Genomic DNA, 16,919 nt, shown 5'->3' on the forward strand with positions numbered 1-16,919 from the left:
AACCAGCCCATGCCCGAGGCCGTAACAGGCAGGCTGTTTCAGTCGTATGACAGACATGCGGAGTCGATCGGCTCCTCGTCGCAGGGAAGGGGCCGGTGTGACCGGAACGTGGCAGATCGCCGACCCGACATGATTCCACCCATCGTCGTCCATCCCGCCTATCAGGCCGTCCTGCCGGACGGGCACCGGTTCCCGATGCGGAAATACGGTCGCCTCGCCGAAACGCTGGCGGAGCTCGGCCTCGCTCCTACCGGTTTCGTCAGGCCGGAGCCCGCCGATGCGGCCCTCCTGAAGCGCGCGCACCGCTCGGATTACGTCGACGCGGTCCTGTCCTGCTCGGTCTCGCGGGAGATCGAGCGCGAGATCGGCCTGCCGGTGGACGGGAGCGTCGTGGCCCGCTCCTGTGCCTCCGCCGGCGGTACCCTCGCGGCGGCGCGGCTGGCGCTGGTCCATGGCCTCGCCGGCAGCGCCGCCGGCGGCAGCCACCATGCGCGGCGGGAGACCGGTGCGGGCTTCTGCGTGTTCAACGACGTCGCGGTCGCCGCCCTGGCGCTTCAGGACGAGGGCACGATCCGCCGGGCGCTGGTGGTCGATTGCGACGTGCACCAGGGCGACGGCACCGCCGATTGCCTCGCCGGCTCGCCGGACCTGTTCACCTTCTCGATCCACGCCGAGAAGAACTACCCGACGCGCAAGATCCCCGGCGACCTCGATCTGGGCTTGGTCGATGGCGTCGACGACGCGGCCTACGCGGCCGTTCTGGCGGCGCATCTGCCGGGCCTCCTCGACGGCCTCTCGCCCGACATCGTGTTCTACAATGCCGGGGTCGATCCGCACATGGACGACCGGCTCGGGCGATTGGCCCTGACCGATGCGGGCCTCGCCGCACGGGATCGCTACGTCATCGGAGAGGCGCGACGGCGCCGCATTCCCCTCGTGGCGGTGATCGGCGGCGGCTATGCCACCGATATCGACGCCCTGGCCGCCCGCCACGCCCTCGTCTTCCAGGCCATGGCCGCCCTCGCGTGAAGCCGCTCAGGGCGTCCCGCACGCATCCGGCGGGATCTCGCCCTCGGTCACGCAGCGCGCCACCTTTTCGAGGCCGTCGAAGAGCCGCTCCAACTGCGCGCCCTCCATGGAATGGAAGCCCAGCGTCCGGGAGATCAGCAGCCCCAGCGTCGAGAAAACCAAGGCCGCACCGATTCCCGGACAGGTCTCGATCTTTTCCAGGGCGGCGAGTCGCTCGCTGAGGAAGGCGTTGAATCCGGCGAAGGCCTCGGGATTCTCCGCCGAGGCCAGGAGGAAGGCCCGCGGGAACCCCTCTTCCTCCGCATAGACCTGCCTCGCATGGGCGATCAGCGCGAGGGGGAGGGCCGAGGGGCCCGGCACCTGCTCCGCTTCGAGCTTGGCAATGCCCTCCTTGACCTCCTTCAGCTTGCGCTCGGCCATGGCCGTGATGAGCGCTTCCTTCGAGGAGAAATGGTGGAGGACCCCGCCCTTGCTCAAGCCCGCCTCCGCCGCCACCGCGTCGATGGTCAGGGTGCGCGTGCCCGCGCGACGGATCAGGCTCTCGGCCGCATCGAGGATGACGCTCGGCCGATCCTCCCGCCGTGTGCGCGGCTTCGCCATGTTCACACCCTAAAAACCGTCTGGACGGTCGGTAAGATAACCGATAGACAGGCGTTTCGATAGAGCTTTTGCGGGATGGGGTCACAGTGTCCGGTCCGACCATGTCCATTCGACGGTACCGAGGCGCCCTGACGGTGGCCTGCCTCGGCTTCGCCGCCCTGGCCTGCTTCCCGGCGCAGGCGAAGGACGATGCCGGCCAACCCGGCCCGGCTCCCTCGAAAAAGAGCCTCGCCACCGTCCGCACGGCGAAGGCCGAGCGCAGCACCATCGCGGCCGATCTCGTCTTCACCGGCGACATCCAGGCCCAGTCGCAGGTGAACGTCGCCTTCCGCAACAACGGCAAGATCGCCGTGCGTCTGGTGGAAGTGGGCGATCACGTCACCGCCGACCAGGTTCTGGCCAGGCTCGATCCGCAGGAGCAGCGCGCCAATCTCAACAACGCGCAGGCCGCGCTCACCTCGGCCGAGGCGCTGCTGACCCAGGCCAAGGTCAATTTCAAGCGCCAGGAGATGCTGCTCTCCAGCGGATACACCACGCGGCCGAGCTATGACGACGCCGAGCAGCAGCTCCGCACGACCCAGGCCTCGGTGGAATCCGCCAAGGCGGCACTGGGCACCGCCCAGGAGCAGTTCTCCTATACCGACCTGAAGGCGGGCGTGGACGGCATCGTGCTCAGCCGCAGCTTCGAGGTGGGGCAGGTGGTCCAGGCCGGCCAGACCGTTCTCACCATGGCCGAGGACGGGCCGCGCGACGCGGTGTTCAACGTGTTCGAGGCGGTGCTCGCGACCCCTCCCGAGAGCAAGCAGGTGGAGATTACCCTACAGGCGGACCCGAAGGTGCGGACCGTCGGCACGGTGCGGGAGATCTCGCCGAGCGTGGACGCCGCCTCCGGCACCGTGCGGGTCAAGGTCGGCCTGAAGGACACGCCCGCCGCCATGTCCCTCGGCGCCATCGTCATCGGCACCGGCAAGTTCAGGCCGCAGACGGCCATCGTCCTGCCCTGGTCCTCGCTCTACCGCTGGGAGAACGGCCCCGCCGTGTGGGTGCGTGATCCGGCCAGCGGCAAGGTCGCCCCGCGCAACGTGACCATCGACCGGTATTCGCCCAACACCATCGCCCTGTCCGGCGGTGTCGAGCCGGGCGAGGAGGTGGTCGTCGCCGGCATCCAGTTCCTCCGGCCGGGCCAGACCGTCGCCGTGGCCGAGGAGACCGCCCGATGATCCGCTCCGGCATCCGCTTCGCCCTGATCGGGGTGGCCCTCTCCGGCCTCGGCGCCTGCCATGGCGCGGAGGAGGAGGCCGGACCGCCGCCGGTGCGGCCCGTGCTCTATACGGAGGCCAAGCCCGTCGATACCATCGTGTTCGGGCCCTTCGCCGGGTTCGTGGCCCCCCGATACCAGTCGGAGATCGGGTTCCAGATCGCGGGCCGTATGATCGCCCGCGACGTGACGGTGGGCGACGTGGTGAAGAAGGGTCAGCGCATCGCCGCCCTCGACCCCATCGTCACCCGCTTCGCTCTCACCCGCGCCGAGGCGGAACTCGCCGATGCCACGGCGCAGGCGGAAAATGCCAACGCCACGGAGCTGCGGCAGCGGCGGCTGATCGCCAACGGCAATGTCAGCCAGGCACGGCTCGACAGCGCCGTGGCGAGCCGCGACACCGCCCAGGCCCGTCTCGCCCAGGCCCAGGCCAACCTGCAGAAGGCCCGCGACCAGATGGGCTATACCGAGCTGCATGCGGATTTCGACGGCGTCGTCACCGTCCGCAGCGCGGAAGTGGGACAGGTCCTCTCCGCCGGACAGGCGGTCGCGACCCTGGCCCGGCCCGAGGAGCGCGAGGCCGTGGTGGACATCCCCGAGGATCTGGTCGGAGCCATGCCGAAGGATGCGGTCTTCACCGTGGCGCTTCAGAGTGCCCCCGACGTGACGGCGACGGGCAAAGTCCGTGAGATCTCGCCCTTCGCCGACCAGAAGACCCGTACCCGCCGCATTCGAATGACACTGCTGAAGCCGCCGGAGGCGTTCCGCCTCGGCTCCACCATCACCGTCGGGCTCTCGCGCCACATGAAAGCGCGTTTCCTGTTGCCGGCAACCGCCGTCTTCGAGGCCGATGGTCGAAGCGCGGTCTGGATCGTGAGCGAGGCCGGGGATTCCGTGCACCGCCGCGACATCACTTTGGCGGAACGAAACGACCAGCGCGTGTCCGTCACCGAGGGACTGAAACCGGGGGACCGTGTCGTCCTCGCGGGTGCACGCAGTCTCAGCGAAGGCCAGCGCGTCCGCCTGTCCGACAAGCCGCAATAGACACAATAGCCGCGCCGATCCGTTCAGCGTCACGCGAGAGCCGCCCGTGAAGAACTTCAACCTGTCCGAATGGGCGCTCGAGCACCGCTCCTTCGTCTGGTTCCTGATGCTCGTCTCGATGCTGGCGGGCTTCCTCGCCTACGAGAAGCTCGGCCGCGAGGAAGACCCGCCCTTCGCCATCAAGACCATGATCGTGCAGGCGCGCTGGCCCGGTGCCACGATCAGCGACACGCTGGATCAGGTCACCGAGCGGATCGAGAAGGAATTGCAGCAGATCGATGCCGTCGATTTCAGCCGCAGCTACACCACGCCGGGGCAGACCACGGTCTTCGTCCAGCTGCGCGAGACGACGCCGCCCAAGACCATTCCGGGCATCTTCTATCAGGTGCGCAAGCGCATCGGCGATATCGGCAGCACCTTCCCGCAGGGCATCCAGGGGCCGTTCTTCAACGACGAGTTCGGCGACGTCTTCGGCAACGTCTATGCGTTCACCGCCGATGGTGTCTCGATGCGCCAGTTGCGCGACTACGTGGAGCGGGTGCGGGCGGACCTCAAGAAGGTCAACAATGCCGGCAAGATGCAGCTCCTCGGCGCGCAGGACGAGGTCATCTATCTCGACTTCTCCACCCGCAAGCTCGCCGGCCTCGGCGTCGACCAGGCCGCCGTCATCGCGACGCTGCAGGCGCAGAACGCCATCGCCCCCTCCGGCGTGATCCAGGCCGGCCCCGAGCGCGTCTCCGTGCGGGTCGGCGGTCAGTTCGTCTCCGAGGACAGCCTCAAGACCATCAACCTGCGGGTGAACGACCGGTTCTTCCGCCTGTCCGACGTGGCCGAGATATCGCGCGGCTTCACCGATCCGCCCACGGCCCTGTTCCGGTTCAACGGCCAGCCGGCGATCGGCCTCGCCATCGCCATGCAGCCCTCCGGCAACCTGCTGACCTTCGGCCACGACCTCAAGGCGCGGATGAAGAAGCTCGAAGGCGAGCTGCCCTACGGCGTCGGCATCCACCTCGTCTCCGACCAGCCGAAGATCGTCGAAGAGGCGGTGGGCGGCTTCACCAAGGCCCTGATCGAGGCCGTGGTCATCGTGCTGGGCGTCAGCTTCATCAGCCTCGGCTGGCGGGCGGGGCTCGTGGTCTCGTTCTCGATTCCCCTCGTCCTCGCCGTGGTCTTCGTGGTGATGCAGGTGATGGGCGTCACGCTGCAGCGCATCTCGCTTGGCGCGCTCATCATCTCCCTGGGCCTCCTCGTCGACGACGCCATGATCACCGTGGAGATGATGGTCGCGCGGCTGGAGGTGGGCGACACGCTGAAGAAGGCGGCGACCTTCGCCTATACCTCCACCGCCTTCCCGATGCTCACCGGCACGCTGGTCACCGTGGCGGGCTTCCTGCCCATCGGCTTCAACGGCTCGGCGGCCGGCGAATACACCTACAGCCTGTTCGTGGTCATCGCGGCTTCGCTGCTGATTTCATGGGTGGTGGCGGTGCTGTTCGCGCCGCTCATCGGCGTGAAGCTCCTGCCCAAGACGATCAAGAAGCACCACGACAAACCGAGTTTCCTGCTCCGCACCTTCCGCGCGATGCTGCTCCCGGCCATGCGGTTCCGCTGGATCACCGTGGCCTTATGCGTTGGCCTGCTCGGCCTGTCGCTCTACGGCATCCAGTTCGTGCAGCAGCAGTTCTTCCCGGCCTCCGACCGTCCCGAAATTCTCGTGGACATGACCCTGCCGCAGAATGCCAGCATCGCCGAGACCAAGGCCCAGATGGACCGGTTCGAGGCGACGCTGAGGGGCGATCCCGAGATCCTGCGCTGGAGCTCCTATGTCGGGCAGGGCGCGGTGCGCTTCTACCTTCCCCTGGACCAGCAGCTCGGCAACGCGTTCTTCGGCCAGATCATCGTCGTGACCTCGTCGCTCGAGGCCCGGGACAAGATGATCCAGAAATTCGAGGCGCTGGCGGCCAAGGAGTTCGTCGGCACCGACGTCTTCGTCCACTCCCTCGATCTCGGCCCCCCCGTGGGCCGACCGATCCAGTACCGGCTCAGCGGACCCGATCTCCAGAAGGTGCGCGGCCTCGCGCTCCAGCTCAGCAACATCGTCGCATCGAGCCCGAATGTCGGCCTGCCGAACCTCGATTGGAACGAGCCCGGCAAGGTGCTGAAGGTCGACATCATCCAGGACAAGGCGCGCCAGCTCGGCGTCACCTCGGAGGATATCGCCGGGCTCCTCAACGGCATCGTCGGCGGTCGCTCGATCACGCAGGTGCGCGATTCGATCTACCTCGTGGACGTGGTCGGCCGCGCCCAGGCGGCGGAACGCAACTCCGTCGAGACGCTGCAAAGCCTGCAGGTGCCGCTGTCGAACGGCAGCGTCGTGCCCCTTCTGGCCTTTGCCACCGTGAGCTACGAACTCGAACAGCCCATCGTCTGGCGCCGCGACCGCCTGCCCACCATCACGGTGCGGGCGGCGATCGTCGACGACACCCAGGCGCCCACCATCGTCAACGCCCTCGATCCGGCCATCAAGGCCTTCGAGAAGACTTTGCCGGACGGCTACACCCTCGCGGTCGGCGGTGCGGTGGAGGAGAGCGCCAAGGGCAGCGGACCCATCGCGGCGGTGGCGCCGGTGATGCTGCTCGCCATGGCGATGTTCCTGATGATCCAGCTCCAGAGCTTCCAGAAGCTGTTCCTGGTGGCGAGCGTGGCGCCGCTCGGCCTGATCGGCGTGGTGGCGATCCTGCTGCCCTTCGGCAAGCCGCTGGGCTTCGTCGCCATCCTCGGCGTGCTGGCGCTCATCGGCATCATCATCCGCAACTCGGTGATCCTGGTGATGCAGATCGACGAGTACGACCGCGAGGGCTACGCCCCGTGGGATGCGGTGGTGGAGGCGACCTGCCACCGGATGCGGCCGATCCTGCTCACCGCCGGTGCGGCGAGCCTCGCCCTCATCCCCATCGCGCGGGAGGTCTTCTGGGGTCCGATGGCCTACGCCATGATCGGCGGCATCATCGCCGCCACCTTCCTCACCCTGTTCTTCCTGCCCGCGCTCTATGTCGGCTGGTACCGCATCAAGGCTCCGAAGGGGGATCGCCCCGCGGGCGGCGCATCGACGGCCCCGGCGGCGGGCCATCACGCCGAGGCCTGATCAGGGCGCTGCGGCGCAGAGTGCGGGCTCCAGGGCCCGCATGACGCGGCGATAATCGGTGATGTGCAGAGCGTCGCGCAAGGCGCCGGGCAGGGCGAACCCGGTGTCGCCGTCGCGCAGATCCGCGTAGGGGTCCACGTACCGGCAGGAGAGACGCCGGCACAGGGCCTCGATCCGCGCGGAGTACGCGACGACCGCCGCCGGTTCGAGGCGCTTTTCCACCGAACGGGAGATGGGCGGAACGGCGGCGACCACGACACGGTCGCTGCCGGCCTGCAGCCGCGTCACGATCCGCTCCACCGCGTCGTCGAAGCCCCGGGCGGTCCTGTCGGACAACGGCTCCTTCTTCCGCTGCAGGTCGTTGGTTCCGATGAAGACCACCACCGCGCGGGCGCGGGTCTTCACCGACAGCTTGGCCACGAGATCGGCATAGACCGAAGCCGATGCGCCGCTGATACCGCCATTGACGATCTCCGTACCGCAGACCCGCTGGGCCGGGCTCTGCAACTCGGCCTGCGAATCGCCGGCGAGGAGGATGTAGCCGTTCGGTGCATCGTCGAGATGGGCCTGGATCGAAGGTAGCCGGTCCGTGGCGTAGAGCCGGGCGTTGAGGTGCAGTGGCTTCTCGATCCAACCAATGGCGAAGCCGACCCCAAGGATTGCCAACCCGGCGAGACCGAGGCGCAGAGCCTTCACCGGGCCGCTCCCGACACGTCCCGGGTCTTCGATACTTCGAAGGCTTCCGATACCTCCGAGGTCTTCGCGGTGCCGGCCCTGTCGATGGTCGCGTCCGGCCGCGAATCCGTCGTGGCGTAATAGGGCTTGATGTCGAGGAGCGGCGTGCCGTCGAGACAGTCGAGCCCCCGGACGCTCAACGTAGGCCCGTCGATGCCGAGGAGTTCCACCACGGAGAGCGCGATGGGATTGGGGCGCGCCGGCGAGCGCAGGGAGAACGTGCCCCGGCTGCCCTCCGCATGGCGCGGCATCTGGCGCACGATGTCCCGCGCTGCCCGGTCCATCCAGTAGAGCACGATGAGGTGGCTCACCCCCTCCACGTTCTGCAAGCCGGGGGCGAAGGTGGCATCGACCTCCAGTGTGCAGATGGCGTCGGTCTGAAGCCCGTTCTTGGGGCATTCGGCCCTGCTCGCCCACGGGGTCCGGATATGGCCGATGAAATAGAGCCCGGCATCGTGCGAGGCGGGCAGCGTGACGGTCTCTTCGCCGGGCCGCCGGTCGATCGGGTCGCTCATGAGACGCATCGGATTTGGAGAGGCGGTGCCCGGAGGAGCCCCGAGCCGTTCGAAGCGAGCATGTCGGACAACTCGCCCCCGTGCGCAAGCCGGTCGACAGCGAGCCGCCATGCGGGCCGCATCGTTCCATCGGGCGCCAGTGCGGTATAGGTTTCTTGCATAGGGTCCACGGCGGTTCCTTCGGCATCGCCTGCCTTCAAGCCGAAGCCTTTCGAGGAGAGAGCGTGACCACCAGCGAATGGCGCCCGATGGAATCCGTGGGCGATGCCGAGACCGCCGTCGACCGTCTCGCCGCCTTGTACGCGGGTGCGATCCAGTCGCTCCAGACCGCCCTGACCCGCTATCTCGACGGGGGCGCCGCGCCCGACCATGCCGAGCGGCTCCAGTTCCGCTATCCCGAATTGCGGATCACCTATCATCCGTCCGGCCCGATCCCGCGTTTTTCCCGCGCGACGGCGAAGTTCCAGTCTCCCGGTACCTACGCCACCACGGTGACGCAGCCGGCGCATTTCCGGCCGTACCTGCTGGAGCAGCTGACGCCCCTGATCCGGGATTACGGTGCGACCCTCGAAGTGGGCCTGAGCGCGCAGGAGATACCCTATCCCTATGTGCTGGAGCCCGGCGCCAACCTCTCGGGCAGCGGGATCACCCCGCGCGATCTGGCCACCTATTTCCCCGTCCCGCTGCTCTCGGTGGTGGGAGACGAGATCGCGGACGGCCTCTGGGTGGCGCCGGCCGAAGAGCCGAAGCCCCTGGCGCTGTTCGACGCGATCCGTGTCGATTACTCCCTGCGCCGCCTCGTCCATTACACCGGCTGCGACTGGCGCGACGTCCAGCCGTGGATCCTGCTGACGAACTACCATCGCTACGTCGACGGCTTCATCCGGCACGGCTTGGAGCTGCTCGCCAGCGGCAGGGACGGCTACGAGCGCATGATCCTGCCCGGCGGCATCACCGTCTCGCGGGAGGAGGCGGCGGGCATCGATCCGGCGGCCCTCATCGCCGCGTCCCCCTGGCACAAGTTCCAGATGCCGGCCTACCATCTCGTAGCGCGCGGCCCCGACGGGTCGATGCAGGGCACGACGCTGGTCAACATCGGCGTCGGCCCTTCCAACGCCAAGACGATCACCGACCATCTGGCGGTCCTGCGTCCGCATTGCTGGCTCATGGTCGGCCATTGCGGCGGGTTGCGGCAGTCGCAGACCATCGGTGATTACGTCCTCGCCCATGGTTATCTGCGCCGGGATCGTATCCTCGACGAATTGGTTCCGCCGGACGTGCCGGTGCCGGCCCTGGCCGAAGTCCAACTCGCGCTCCAGGCCGCGGCCGCCAGCGTCACCGGCGAGACCAGCGACGACCTGAAGCGGCGCCTGCGCACCGGCACGGTGGTGACCTACGACGACCGCAACTGGGAACTCCGCTTCAGCCAGGAGCGGCGGCGGATCAACCTCTCCCGCGCTATCGGCGTCGACATGGAGAGCGGCACCATCGCGGCCCAGGGCTACCGTCTGCGAGTTCCCTACGGCACGCTCCTCTGCGTGTCCGACAAGCCGCTCCACGGCGAGATCAAGCTGCCGGGGGCGGCCAACGCCTTCTACGAACGGGCGGTGGCCGAGCACCTGCTCATCGGCCTGTCCGCCCTCGATATCCTCCGCGCCGACCGCAACGGCCTGCATTCGCGCAAGCTGAGGAGCTTCGACGAACCGCCGTTCCGGTAGGCCGTCCGAAGGCCGGCGACCGAGGGACGATGTGGGACGCCGCCCCGGTGCCATCGGATCGGCGCAGAGCCGCGAATGGTCCCGGGTTACGGTTTGTCCGCTCTCAGTCGGCCGCATGCACCGAACGGTTCATGGCGATCATCTCGGCATGGCTGGGATTGGGACCGAGTTTTCCCAAGAGGCCATAGACCCGGCTCAGGGTCTTGGGCGCCTCTCCCTTCACCGCGGCGAGCAGGGCCTCGCGCATCGTCTCCGCGTCGTGGTCGCAGCAATAACCCGGGGTGGCGGGCTGCTGGCGCCAGGATTCCGCCAGCGATCCCCCATCCACCGGGTCGAAGCCGACCTCGTCCACGATGTCCATCACGGTCCGCTTCGCCGCTTCGGCATCGCCGGCCACGGCGACGGCGATCCGGTCGGGCGCACCCGCCGGACGCCCGAGTTCGGCGAGGGAATGGGCGAGGATGTTGTTGAACGCCTTGACGATGGGGCGGCCGATCTGTTCCGACACCCAGACGCTCTCCGTCTTACCTGCGTCGAGTTCGGCGATCTGCGGGTCGCGCAGGCCGGGATAGTAATTGCCCGTGTCGACGATCGGGATCGCCTCGGGCAGGTCGTCGAACAGGTCTTTCGGCAACTGGGCGACGGCGGGAAACGGGATCGACAGGATCACGAGGTCCGCGCCCGCGATGGCACCGTGGGCATCGGCGGGAGTCGCGTCAATCTCCTCGGCGAAGGCGCGCACGCCGTTGGGGCCTTTCGAATTCGCCACGCGGACCTCGTGTCCCGCTGCGCTGAGCTTGCGGGCCAGCGTGCCGCCGATATTGCCGGTGCCGATGACGCCGATTTTCATGCCTGTGTCCTCTGAATTTGGGTTGGCCGCATCCCTCACGGGGCGGCGACCGGGCGTGCGAGGCCGTCGAGAGTGCGGCGCAGCTCTTCGATGGCCTCCGGGGTCAGCTGACACGCCGTTCGGATCCTGTCGGGGATGCCGCGAAGCGCGCCTTCCAGGGCTCGGCCATGCGGGGTCAGATCGATCAGCACCCGGCGTTCGTCGGAGGCGTCGCGTGTCCGTGTCACCACGCCGGCGGCCTCCAGCCGCTTGAGCAGCGGCGTCAGGGTGCCCGTCTCCATGTCGAGGCGGACACATAACTCGCCCACGGTCAGCGGTGCGCCGTTCATCAATTCGAGGGCGACGAGGTATTGCGAGAACGTCAGGCCAAGCGGCTCGAGGAAAGGCTTGTGCAGCCGCACCATGCGGTTGGCGGCGGCGTTGAGCGCGAAGGAAAACTCCGTCGCGATCCTTCGTCGGTCCAGGCTCATTTGTGCAGCTTGCTATCATGTAGTGTACTACACAAATGGGCGGGGAATGGCTGCCTGTCAACTTCGGTCGTAAAATCCGACGGGGCGATAGCGCGAAGCCGCGTGAGTGGATTCACGCAGCGAAAGCCCGAGCCCGCGAAGGGGGCCGCTGGCGACGGTGGCCAGCGAGAAAGCCAGGGCGAGCGCTACGAGCGGTTGCCCGGAATAATCCTACCGCTCGCGCCGCCATAAACCGGCCCGCTCGGACCGGGCCTGCTCCTCCGCCGCCAGAAGGTCCGACGGGGCATCCTCCGACGCGCGGGCACCGCCCGCCGTGAGGATGAGGGAGGCGAGGTCGTCGCCGTCGATCTGGCAGCGCAGGCCCGCGGGCTGCGCCTCGTCGGTCGCCTCGCCGGCCGCCGGGGCACAGACGACTTCGCGCCGGCGCAGATAGCGCGCGAGTTGGCGCGCCAGGGCGCCGCGCTCGCCATCGACGCCCAGCAGGCGCACCGTCCGGCCACGGAACGAGAGAGTGCCGGTATCGATCACCTCCGGCACGCCGCGCAACGCCCCGGCCGCGCTGGTCTCCTTGGCGGCGGGGGCCGGCTCGGCGCGGGCGGCCGAGGGGCGCTTGCGCCGTGACGCCATCTGGACGGTGGCGCGCTGGGTAAAATCCTTGAAGATCGCCGCCGGCAGGTCGCCGCCGCCGACCTTGTTCATCGAGGAATTGTCGTCATTGCCGACCCAGACGCCGACGACGAGGTCCGGAGTCACCCCGACGAACCAGGCATCGCGGTAATCCTGCGTCGTCCCGGTCTTGCCGCCCACCGCGAGGTTGGTGATCCGCGCGGCCCGCCCGGTTCCGCTATCTACCACCGCCTGGAGCGAATCCAGCATCATCGCGCGGCTCTCGCCCGGCAGCGGCGTCGCCGGCTTGGCGTCGGGGCGCAGGTAGAGCGGGTCGGGGCCGGCCCCGCGAATGGCATGGACGCCATAGGTGTCGAGGGGCTGGGCGCTCGCCAGAACGCCGGCATAGGCCCGTGTCATCTCCAGCAGGGAGACTTCGGCCGAGCCGAGCGCCAGGCTCGGGACGTTCGGAAGGTCGGAGGTGACGCCGAGCTTGCGCGCGGTCTCGATCACGGAGGCCATGCCGATCTCATCGGCGAGTTGCGCGGCGATGGTGTTGATCGATTGCGCGAAGGCCGTGCGGAGGGGGACCGCACCCCGGAAACGGCCGCTCGCATTCTGCGGCTCCCAATCGCCGATCTGGATCGGCCGGTCCACCAGGACCGTCTCCGGCGAGAGGCCCTTCTCATAGGCGGTGAGGTAGACGAACAGCTTGAACAGCGAGCCGGCCTGGCGCTTGGCCTGGGTCGCCCGGTTGAATTGGCTGTCCTCGTAGTCGCGCCCGCCCACCATGGCGAGGATCGCGCCCTCCTTGTTCAGGACGACCATGGCGCCCTGGCTCGCCTTCTTCTTGCCCCCTTCCGCATCGAGCCGCCGGGCGACGACGCCCTCCGCCAGACTCTGCAGATCGAGGTTCAGGGTGGTGCGCAGGGTGACGTCGCCGGATGTGTCCGACAGGCGCTTGGCGTCCGCCGACACCATGTCGAGGAAGTAATTGGTGCCCGGCGGCGTCTCGGGCGGGGTGCGCAGGGTGATCGTCTCGGCGCGTGCCTTGTCGGCCTCGGCGGCGGTGATCGCGCCGGTCTCGACCATGGTCTGCAGCACGATGTCGGCGCGCTCCTTGGCGCCGCCGAAATTGCGCGTCGGCGCCAATTGTGACGGCGCGCGGACGAGGCCCGCCAGCATCGCCGCCTCGGGAAGCGTCAGCGCTTTCGCGCCCTTGCCGAAATAGCGCCGCGACGCGGCGTCGATGCCGTAGGCGCCGGCCCCGAAATAGGCGGTGTTGAGATAGCCGAGGAGGATGTCTTCCTTCGACATCGTGCTCTCCACGCGCAGGGCCAGGAACGCCTCCTGGATCTTCCGGCGCAGCGTCTTCTCCTGGGTCAGGGAGGTGAGCCGGACATATTGCTGCGTGATGGTGGACGCGCCCTCGCGCACGCCGCCGCTCACGGTGTTGCGCCAGAGCGCTCGCACCAGCCCGCGCGGATCGACCCCCCAATGCGAGTAGAACCGCCGGTCCTCGATGGAGACCACGGCTTGGGCGAGATGGGCGGGCATGTCCGCCGCCGTGAGCTTCTGGCCCTGGAAGGCGCCGCGCGTGGCGAAGACCCTTCCGTCATCCGCCTCCACCGTGAGGGCGCGCTGGCCGCCTTCCGGCACCACGCCGCCGAGCGGGGGCAGGGTCGCGAAACTGTAGAGGACGAGGCCAGCGACGAAGACCAGCGGCAGGGCGAGGGCCGCGAGGCCGGCGGCGAGGTAGGGCCGTTGCCGCAGACGACCGCGCCAGCCCGATTGTACCGTCTGCGCCGCCGGAGCGATCCCTGCCGCAGGTGGAGTGCCCGTGCCGCTCGCTCGCGCTGACGGGGTGCGTGCGGTGAGCCGCGAACCGAGGGTGCCGAGCGTCCGCCCGGCAGCGCGCCCCATTAAGAGCAAGCCCCGCGCGAGGCCGCGGAAGGCCGTTGCGAGGAGGAAACCGAGATGCCTGAAGAGGACGCGCGCCGCCTGTCCGGCTTCGCGGGCGGCGGTTCGGGCATCCGGCACCTCAGGAGCCTTCGGCCGTTCCGGTTCTAGATCTGTCATCGGCCGCCGGTCGTCATCCAGGAGTGCAGGTCCCGTCGGCTTACCGTCGGCGCTGATTTGGCGGTTCTAGACCGGAAAGAACCGTGGACGCCATGCCGGAAGCGGCGTCGTCATGCCCTTTGGTCCCATACAGCCTGAGCGCCGAATCTCCTCCGAGTCCTCACTCTCTCGGCAAAGCCTCGGTCACCTGCATCCGCTGGGTCGGGGCCGAAACGCGCAGGCTGGCATCGAGAAGGGCCGAGGCCTGGCTCGGATCGCTGTTCGTCCCGGGGGTGACGTCCTGGGTACCGACCAGGGCGGTGACGCCTTCATATTGGTCGAGCCGGCGGTCGATCATGTCGCCGAGGCGCTCGCGGACTTCCGCGACGGTGAGGCTGCGGCGGTGCTTGCCGGCCTTCGCGGTGAAGAGGCTGCGGTTGGCGCGGGCGGCGGCGCGGAAAGCCTGCTTGGCCACGAGGTCCGGGTTGTCGTCGCTCAGCGTCAGGAACTTGCCGGCGCTCGACGTCCCGAGGAAATGGGCGAGATAGAGTTCGGAGGTCTTCAGTTCGCGGCCGATACGCTGCTCGATGCGGGCGCGGTCGCGCTTGATCAACTCGCCGGCCATCAGGGCCGCCACATAGGGGTCCTGGCGCAGGCGCAGCACGCGGGTGCGGGTGGCCTCGTCCTGGATCGTGATGGCGCTGCCGCGGCCGGTGATGGCGTTGGCCTCGGTCTCATAGCCGTAGCGGGCGCCATAGGTCCGCACCAGTTCGAGCCAGGTGGCGGAGAGGAACTGGAACAGCCCCTCCGCCGAAGAGGTCGAGGCCTTCACGGTGGTCGAGAAGCTCGATTCCTTGTCGGCCAGCGCCATCATGTAGACCGGATCGACCCCGGTCTCGGACGACGCCTTCAGGATCGTCTCGACGATGTCGCGCGGCACATTCATGTCGCCGAACCGAAGCACGTCCCGGCCGTCGCTCTCGCGGCTCTGGGGAAGAGAGGCGAGGTCGCTTTCGATCAGGCTGGCCGTCGCAGGCTCCTGGTCGAGGAGGGGAACCCCATCCCAATCCGTGGGTTTGTCGATCGTGGCCGCCGCGAAATCGCTGGCGACGTAGGCGCGGATGTCGATGCGGTCGTGGGCGGTCGCTGCGGGCGCCAGGGCGCTCTGCGGCAACCCAGAGCCGAGCAGCAGGCCGATCGCGATCTTCGCGACGGTGAGTTTGGCCGATACCGTGGTGCTTGCCTTCTTCCTGCCGCGAAGGGAGCCGGGCTTCAGCCAAGCCACAGTCTCGTCACGATCCTGGGTCTCGTCAGGCACGAGACGGCACGCGTCGTCGGCGCGATGCGCCGGCTCCGGGAAAAGCCCCATCATTGTTCCTTGTTCGTGCCGCGGCGTTCTAGGACGCGGCTTCGATCAGTTCAGCGAGCGGACATCTCGCTGGGAGCTGTGACCACAATGGGACAGCTCCGTGATTCAAGCGTGGCACGCTTAAGGAACGGTTAAGGCTATGATTTAACGATATTTTAAGTAATCGTTCGGGTGCGGTTCAGAGAGCCCGCGTCAAAAAGGCATTCTGGCCGGGGTTGGAACGAAGGCTCCGTAGCCCAGTTACGATGGTCCCGGAGGGCGGGTTCACAACGTCGATGAGACACGCCCCGATGGACCCATTGAAGGAAGCCTTTTTCCAATGAGCATGCAGACCGGTCGCCGTGTCGGCGTTGCCTTCGTCGGTATGGGTGGCGCTGTCGCCACCACCGCCATCGCCGGCATCGAGATGATCAAATCCGGATCGAACCGCCTCGACGGGTTGCCTCTCGCAGGCCTCTCGGTGGCCGGGTTGGCCGATTACAAGGATCTCGTTTTCGGCGGCTGGGATCTCAACGACGACGATCTCGCCTCAGCCGCCACCGGCCACGGCGTGCTCACCAAGCAGGATATCGAGAACGGTGCCCAGGTGCTCAAGGGCATCAAGCCCTGGCCGGCTGTCGGCAGCGCCAAGTTCTGCAAGAACATTGAGGGTGCCAACCGCATCGTCGCCGCCGACCACCGCGAGGCGGTCTCCGTCATCGCGAACGATCTTCGTCGTTTTCGGCTGGAGAGCAACCTCGACGAAGTCGTCGTGATCAACCTCGCCTCCACGGAACGTTGGCCAAACCTGGATGCGCCCGCACTGAACTCCCGCGACGCTTTCGAGAAGGGTCTCGATTCCAGCGACGAGGCGATCAGCCCGGCGATGCTCTATGCCTATGCGGCGATCCAGAGCGGTGTGCCTTACGCCAACTTCACCCCGAGCGTGGCCGCCGACATCCCGGCCCTGCTCGAACTCGCCCGCGAGAACGGCGTACCGTTGGCGGGCAAGGACGGTAAGACCGGCCAGACCATGATGAAGACCGTCCTGGCGCCGGCCCTCAAGGCCCGTGCCCTGCACGTGGATGGCTGGTTCTCCACCAACATCCTCGGCAACCGCGACGGTCTCGCCCTGAACGACAAGGATTCGCTCCAGTCGAAGCTCAACACCAAGGGTACGGTGCTGGATTCGATCCTCGGCTATCCTGTCGAGGACCATCTGGTCCACATCCATTATTACCGCCCGCGCGGCGACGACAAGGAAGCCTGGGACAATATCGACGTCACCGGATTTCTCGGTCAGCGGATGCAGATCAAGGTCAACTTCCTCTGTAAGGATTCCATCCTTGCCGCACCTCTGGTGATCGAGATCGCCCGCGTTCTCGACCTCGCCAAGAAGCGCGGCGAGAGCGGACCGCAGGAGCAGCTGTCATCGTTCTTCAAGGCACCGATGGTCGCCAACGGCCATGGGCCGGAGCACGATTTCGGCAAGCAGCAGCACATGCTGCTCGAGTGGCTCGGCGGCCAGCAATGATCGCGTCCG

General features: G+C 67.8%; 13 protein-coding genes. 6 read left to right on the top strand and 7 right to left on the bottom strand.

The genetic code is table 11. The features are described from left to right. Positions 1–129: 129 nt before the first annotated feature. Positions 130–1,029: a histone deacetylase gene (locus tag ASF26_RS18115; protein ID WP_200925964.1), complete on the top strand. Its 900-nt coding sequence runs from the start codon at positions 130–132 to the stop codon at positions 1,027–1,029. 6 nt (positions 1,030–1,035) lie between these two features. Here the strand turns inward: ASF26_RS18115 and ASF26_RS18120 are convergent, their stop codons facing one another. After that, positions 1,036–1,629, bottom strand: coding sequence for a TetR/AcrR family transcriptional regulator (locus ASF26_RS18120; RefSeq protein ID WP_056257198.1), 594 nt, complete (start codon positions 1,627–1,629; stop codon positions 1,036–1,038). A gap of 101 nt (positions 1,630–1,730) precedes the next feature. On the opposite strand from ASF26_RS18120, the gene ASF26_RS18125 reads away from it, so the two are divergent. The 3 genes from ASF26_RS18125 to ASF26_RS18135 are packed head-to-tail and all read left to right on the top strand — an operon-like array spanning position 1,731 to position 7,076. Further along, positions 1,731–2,849 (top strand): efflux RND transporter periplasmic adaptor subunit, encoded by a 1,119-nt coding sequence (locus ASF26_RS18125; protein WP_056257574.1) that lies wholly within the window; start codon positions 1,731–1,733, stop codon positions 2,847–2,849. Then, positions 2,846–3,931 carry an efflux RND transporter periplasmic adaptor subunit gene (locus ASF26_RS18130; protein ID WP_056257203.1) on the top strand — a complete coding sequence of 362 codons (1,086 nt, stop codon included), beginning with the start codon at positions 2,846–2,848 and terminating at the stop codon, positions 3,929–3,931. The genes ASF26_RS18125 and ASF26_RS18130 overlap by 4 nt, the downstream gene beginning before the upstream one ends. Before the next feature lie 46 nt (positions 3,932–3,977). Next, the gene (locus ASF26_RS18135) at positions 3,978–7,076 is read left to right on the top strand and encodes an efflux RND transporter permease subunit (protein ID WP_056257206.1); all 3,099 of its coding nucleotides are present in this window, start codon (positions 3,978–3,980) and stop codon (positions 7,074–7,076) included. Here ASF26_RS18135 and ASF26_RS18140 read toward each other — a convergent pair whose 3' ends face one another. Next, a complete protein-coding gene (locus ASF26_RS18140) occupies positions 7,077–7,772 on the bottom strand; it encodes a GDSL-type esterase/lipase family protein (RefSeq protein WP_056257209.1) in 696 nt (231 codons plus the stop codon). It lies immediately after the preceding gene. After that, positions 7,769–8,326, bottom strand: a complete 558-nt coding sequence (gene tsaA, locus ASF26_RS18145) for a tRNA (N6-threonylcarbamoyladenosine(37)-N6)-methyltransferase TrmO (RefSeq protein WP_056257212.1) — start codon at positions 8,324–8,326, stop codon at positions 7,769–7,771. Before tsaA ends, ASF26_RS18140 begins: the two co-directional genes overlap by 4 nt. A gap of 248 nt (positions 8,327–8,574) precedes the next feature. Here tsaA and ASF26_RS18150 point away from each other — a divergent pair, with 248 nt between their 5' ends. Continuing rightward, positions 8,575–10,044 (top strand): AMP nucleosidase, encoded by a 1,470-nt coding sequence (locus ASF26_RS18150; protein WP_056257214.1) that lies wholly within the window; start codon positions 8,575–8,577, stop codon positions 10,042–10,044. Positions 10,045–10,147: 103 nt separating this feature from the next. On the opposite strand, the gene ASF26_RS18155 is transcribed toward ASF26_RS18150, so the two are convergent. The 4 genes from ASF26_RS18155 to ASF26_RS18170 all read right to left on the bottom strand — a co-directional run bounded on the left by ASF26_RS18155 (position 10,148) and on the right by ASF26_RS18170 (position 15,400). Next, the gene (locus tag ASF26_RS18155) at positions 10,148–11,008 is read right to left on the bottom strand and encodes an NADPH-dependent F420 reductase (protein ID WP_280136365.1); all 861 of its coding nucleotides are present in this window, start codon (positions 11,006–11,008) and stop codon (positions 10,148–10,150) included. Beyond that, positions 10,930–11,364, bottom strand: a complete 435-nt coding sequence (locus ASF26_RS18160) for a MarR family transcriptional regulator (RefSeq protein ID WP_056257219.1) — start codon at positions 11,362–11,364, stop codon at positions 10,930–10,932. The genes ASF26_RS18155 and ASF26_RS18160 overlap by 79 nt, the downstream gene beginning before the upstream one ends. A 210-nt stretch (positions 11,365–11,574) precedes the next feature. Further along, the gene (locus tag ASF26_RS18165) at positions 11,575–14,049 is read right to left on the bottom strand and encodes a PBP1A family penicillin-binding protein (protein ID WP_056257223.1); all 2,475 of its coding nucleotides are present in this window, start codon (positions 14,047–14,049) and stop codon (positions 11,575–11,577) included. Positions 14,050–14,209: 160 nt separating this feature from the next. Continuing rightward, on the bottom strand, positions 14,210–15,400 hold the full coding sequence (locus ASF26_RS18170) for a transglycosylase SLT domain-containing protein (RefSeq protein WP_082477696.1): 1,191 nt from the start codon (positions 15,398–15,400) through the stop codon (positions 14,210–14,212). Positions 15,401–15,716: 316 nt separating this feature from the next. Here ASF26_RS18170 and ASF26_RS18175 point away from each other — a divergent pair, with 316 nt between their 5' ends. Further along, positions 15,717–16,910: an inositol-3-phosphate synthase gene (locus ASF26_RS18175; RefSeq protein ID WP_018044958.1), complete on the top strand. Its 1,194-nt coding sequence runs from the start codon at positions 15,717–15,719 to the stop codon at positions 16,908–16,910. Positions 16,911–16,919 lie beyond the last annotated feature (9 nt).

The organism is Methylobacterium sp. Leaf93 (assembly GCF_001422345.1).
GTDB lineage: Bacteria > Pseudomonadota > Alphaproteobacteria > Rhizobiales > Beijerinckiaceae > Methylobacterium > Methylobacterium bullatum.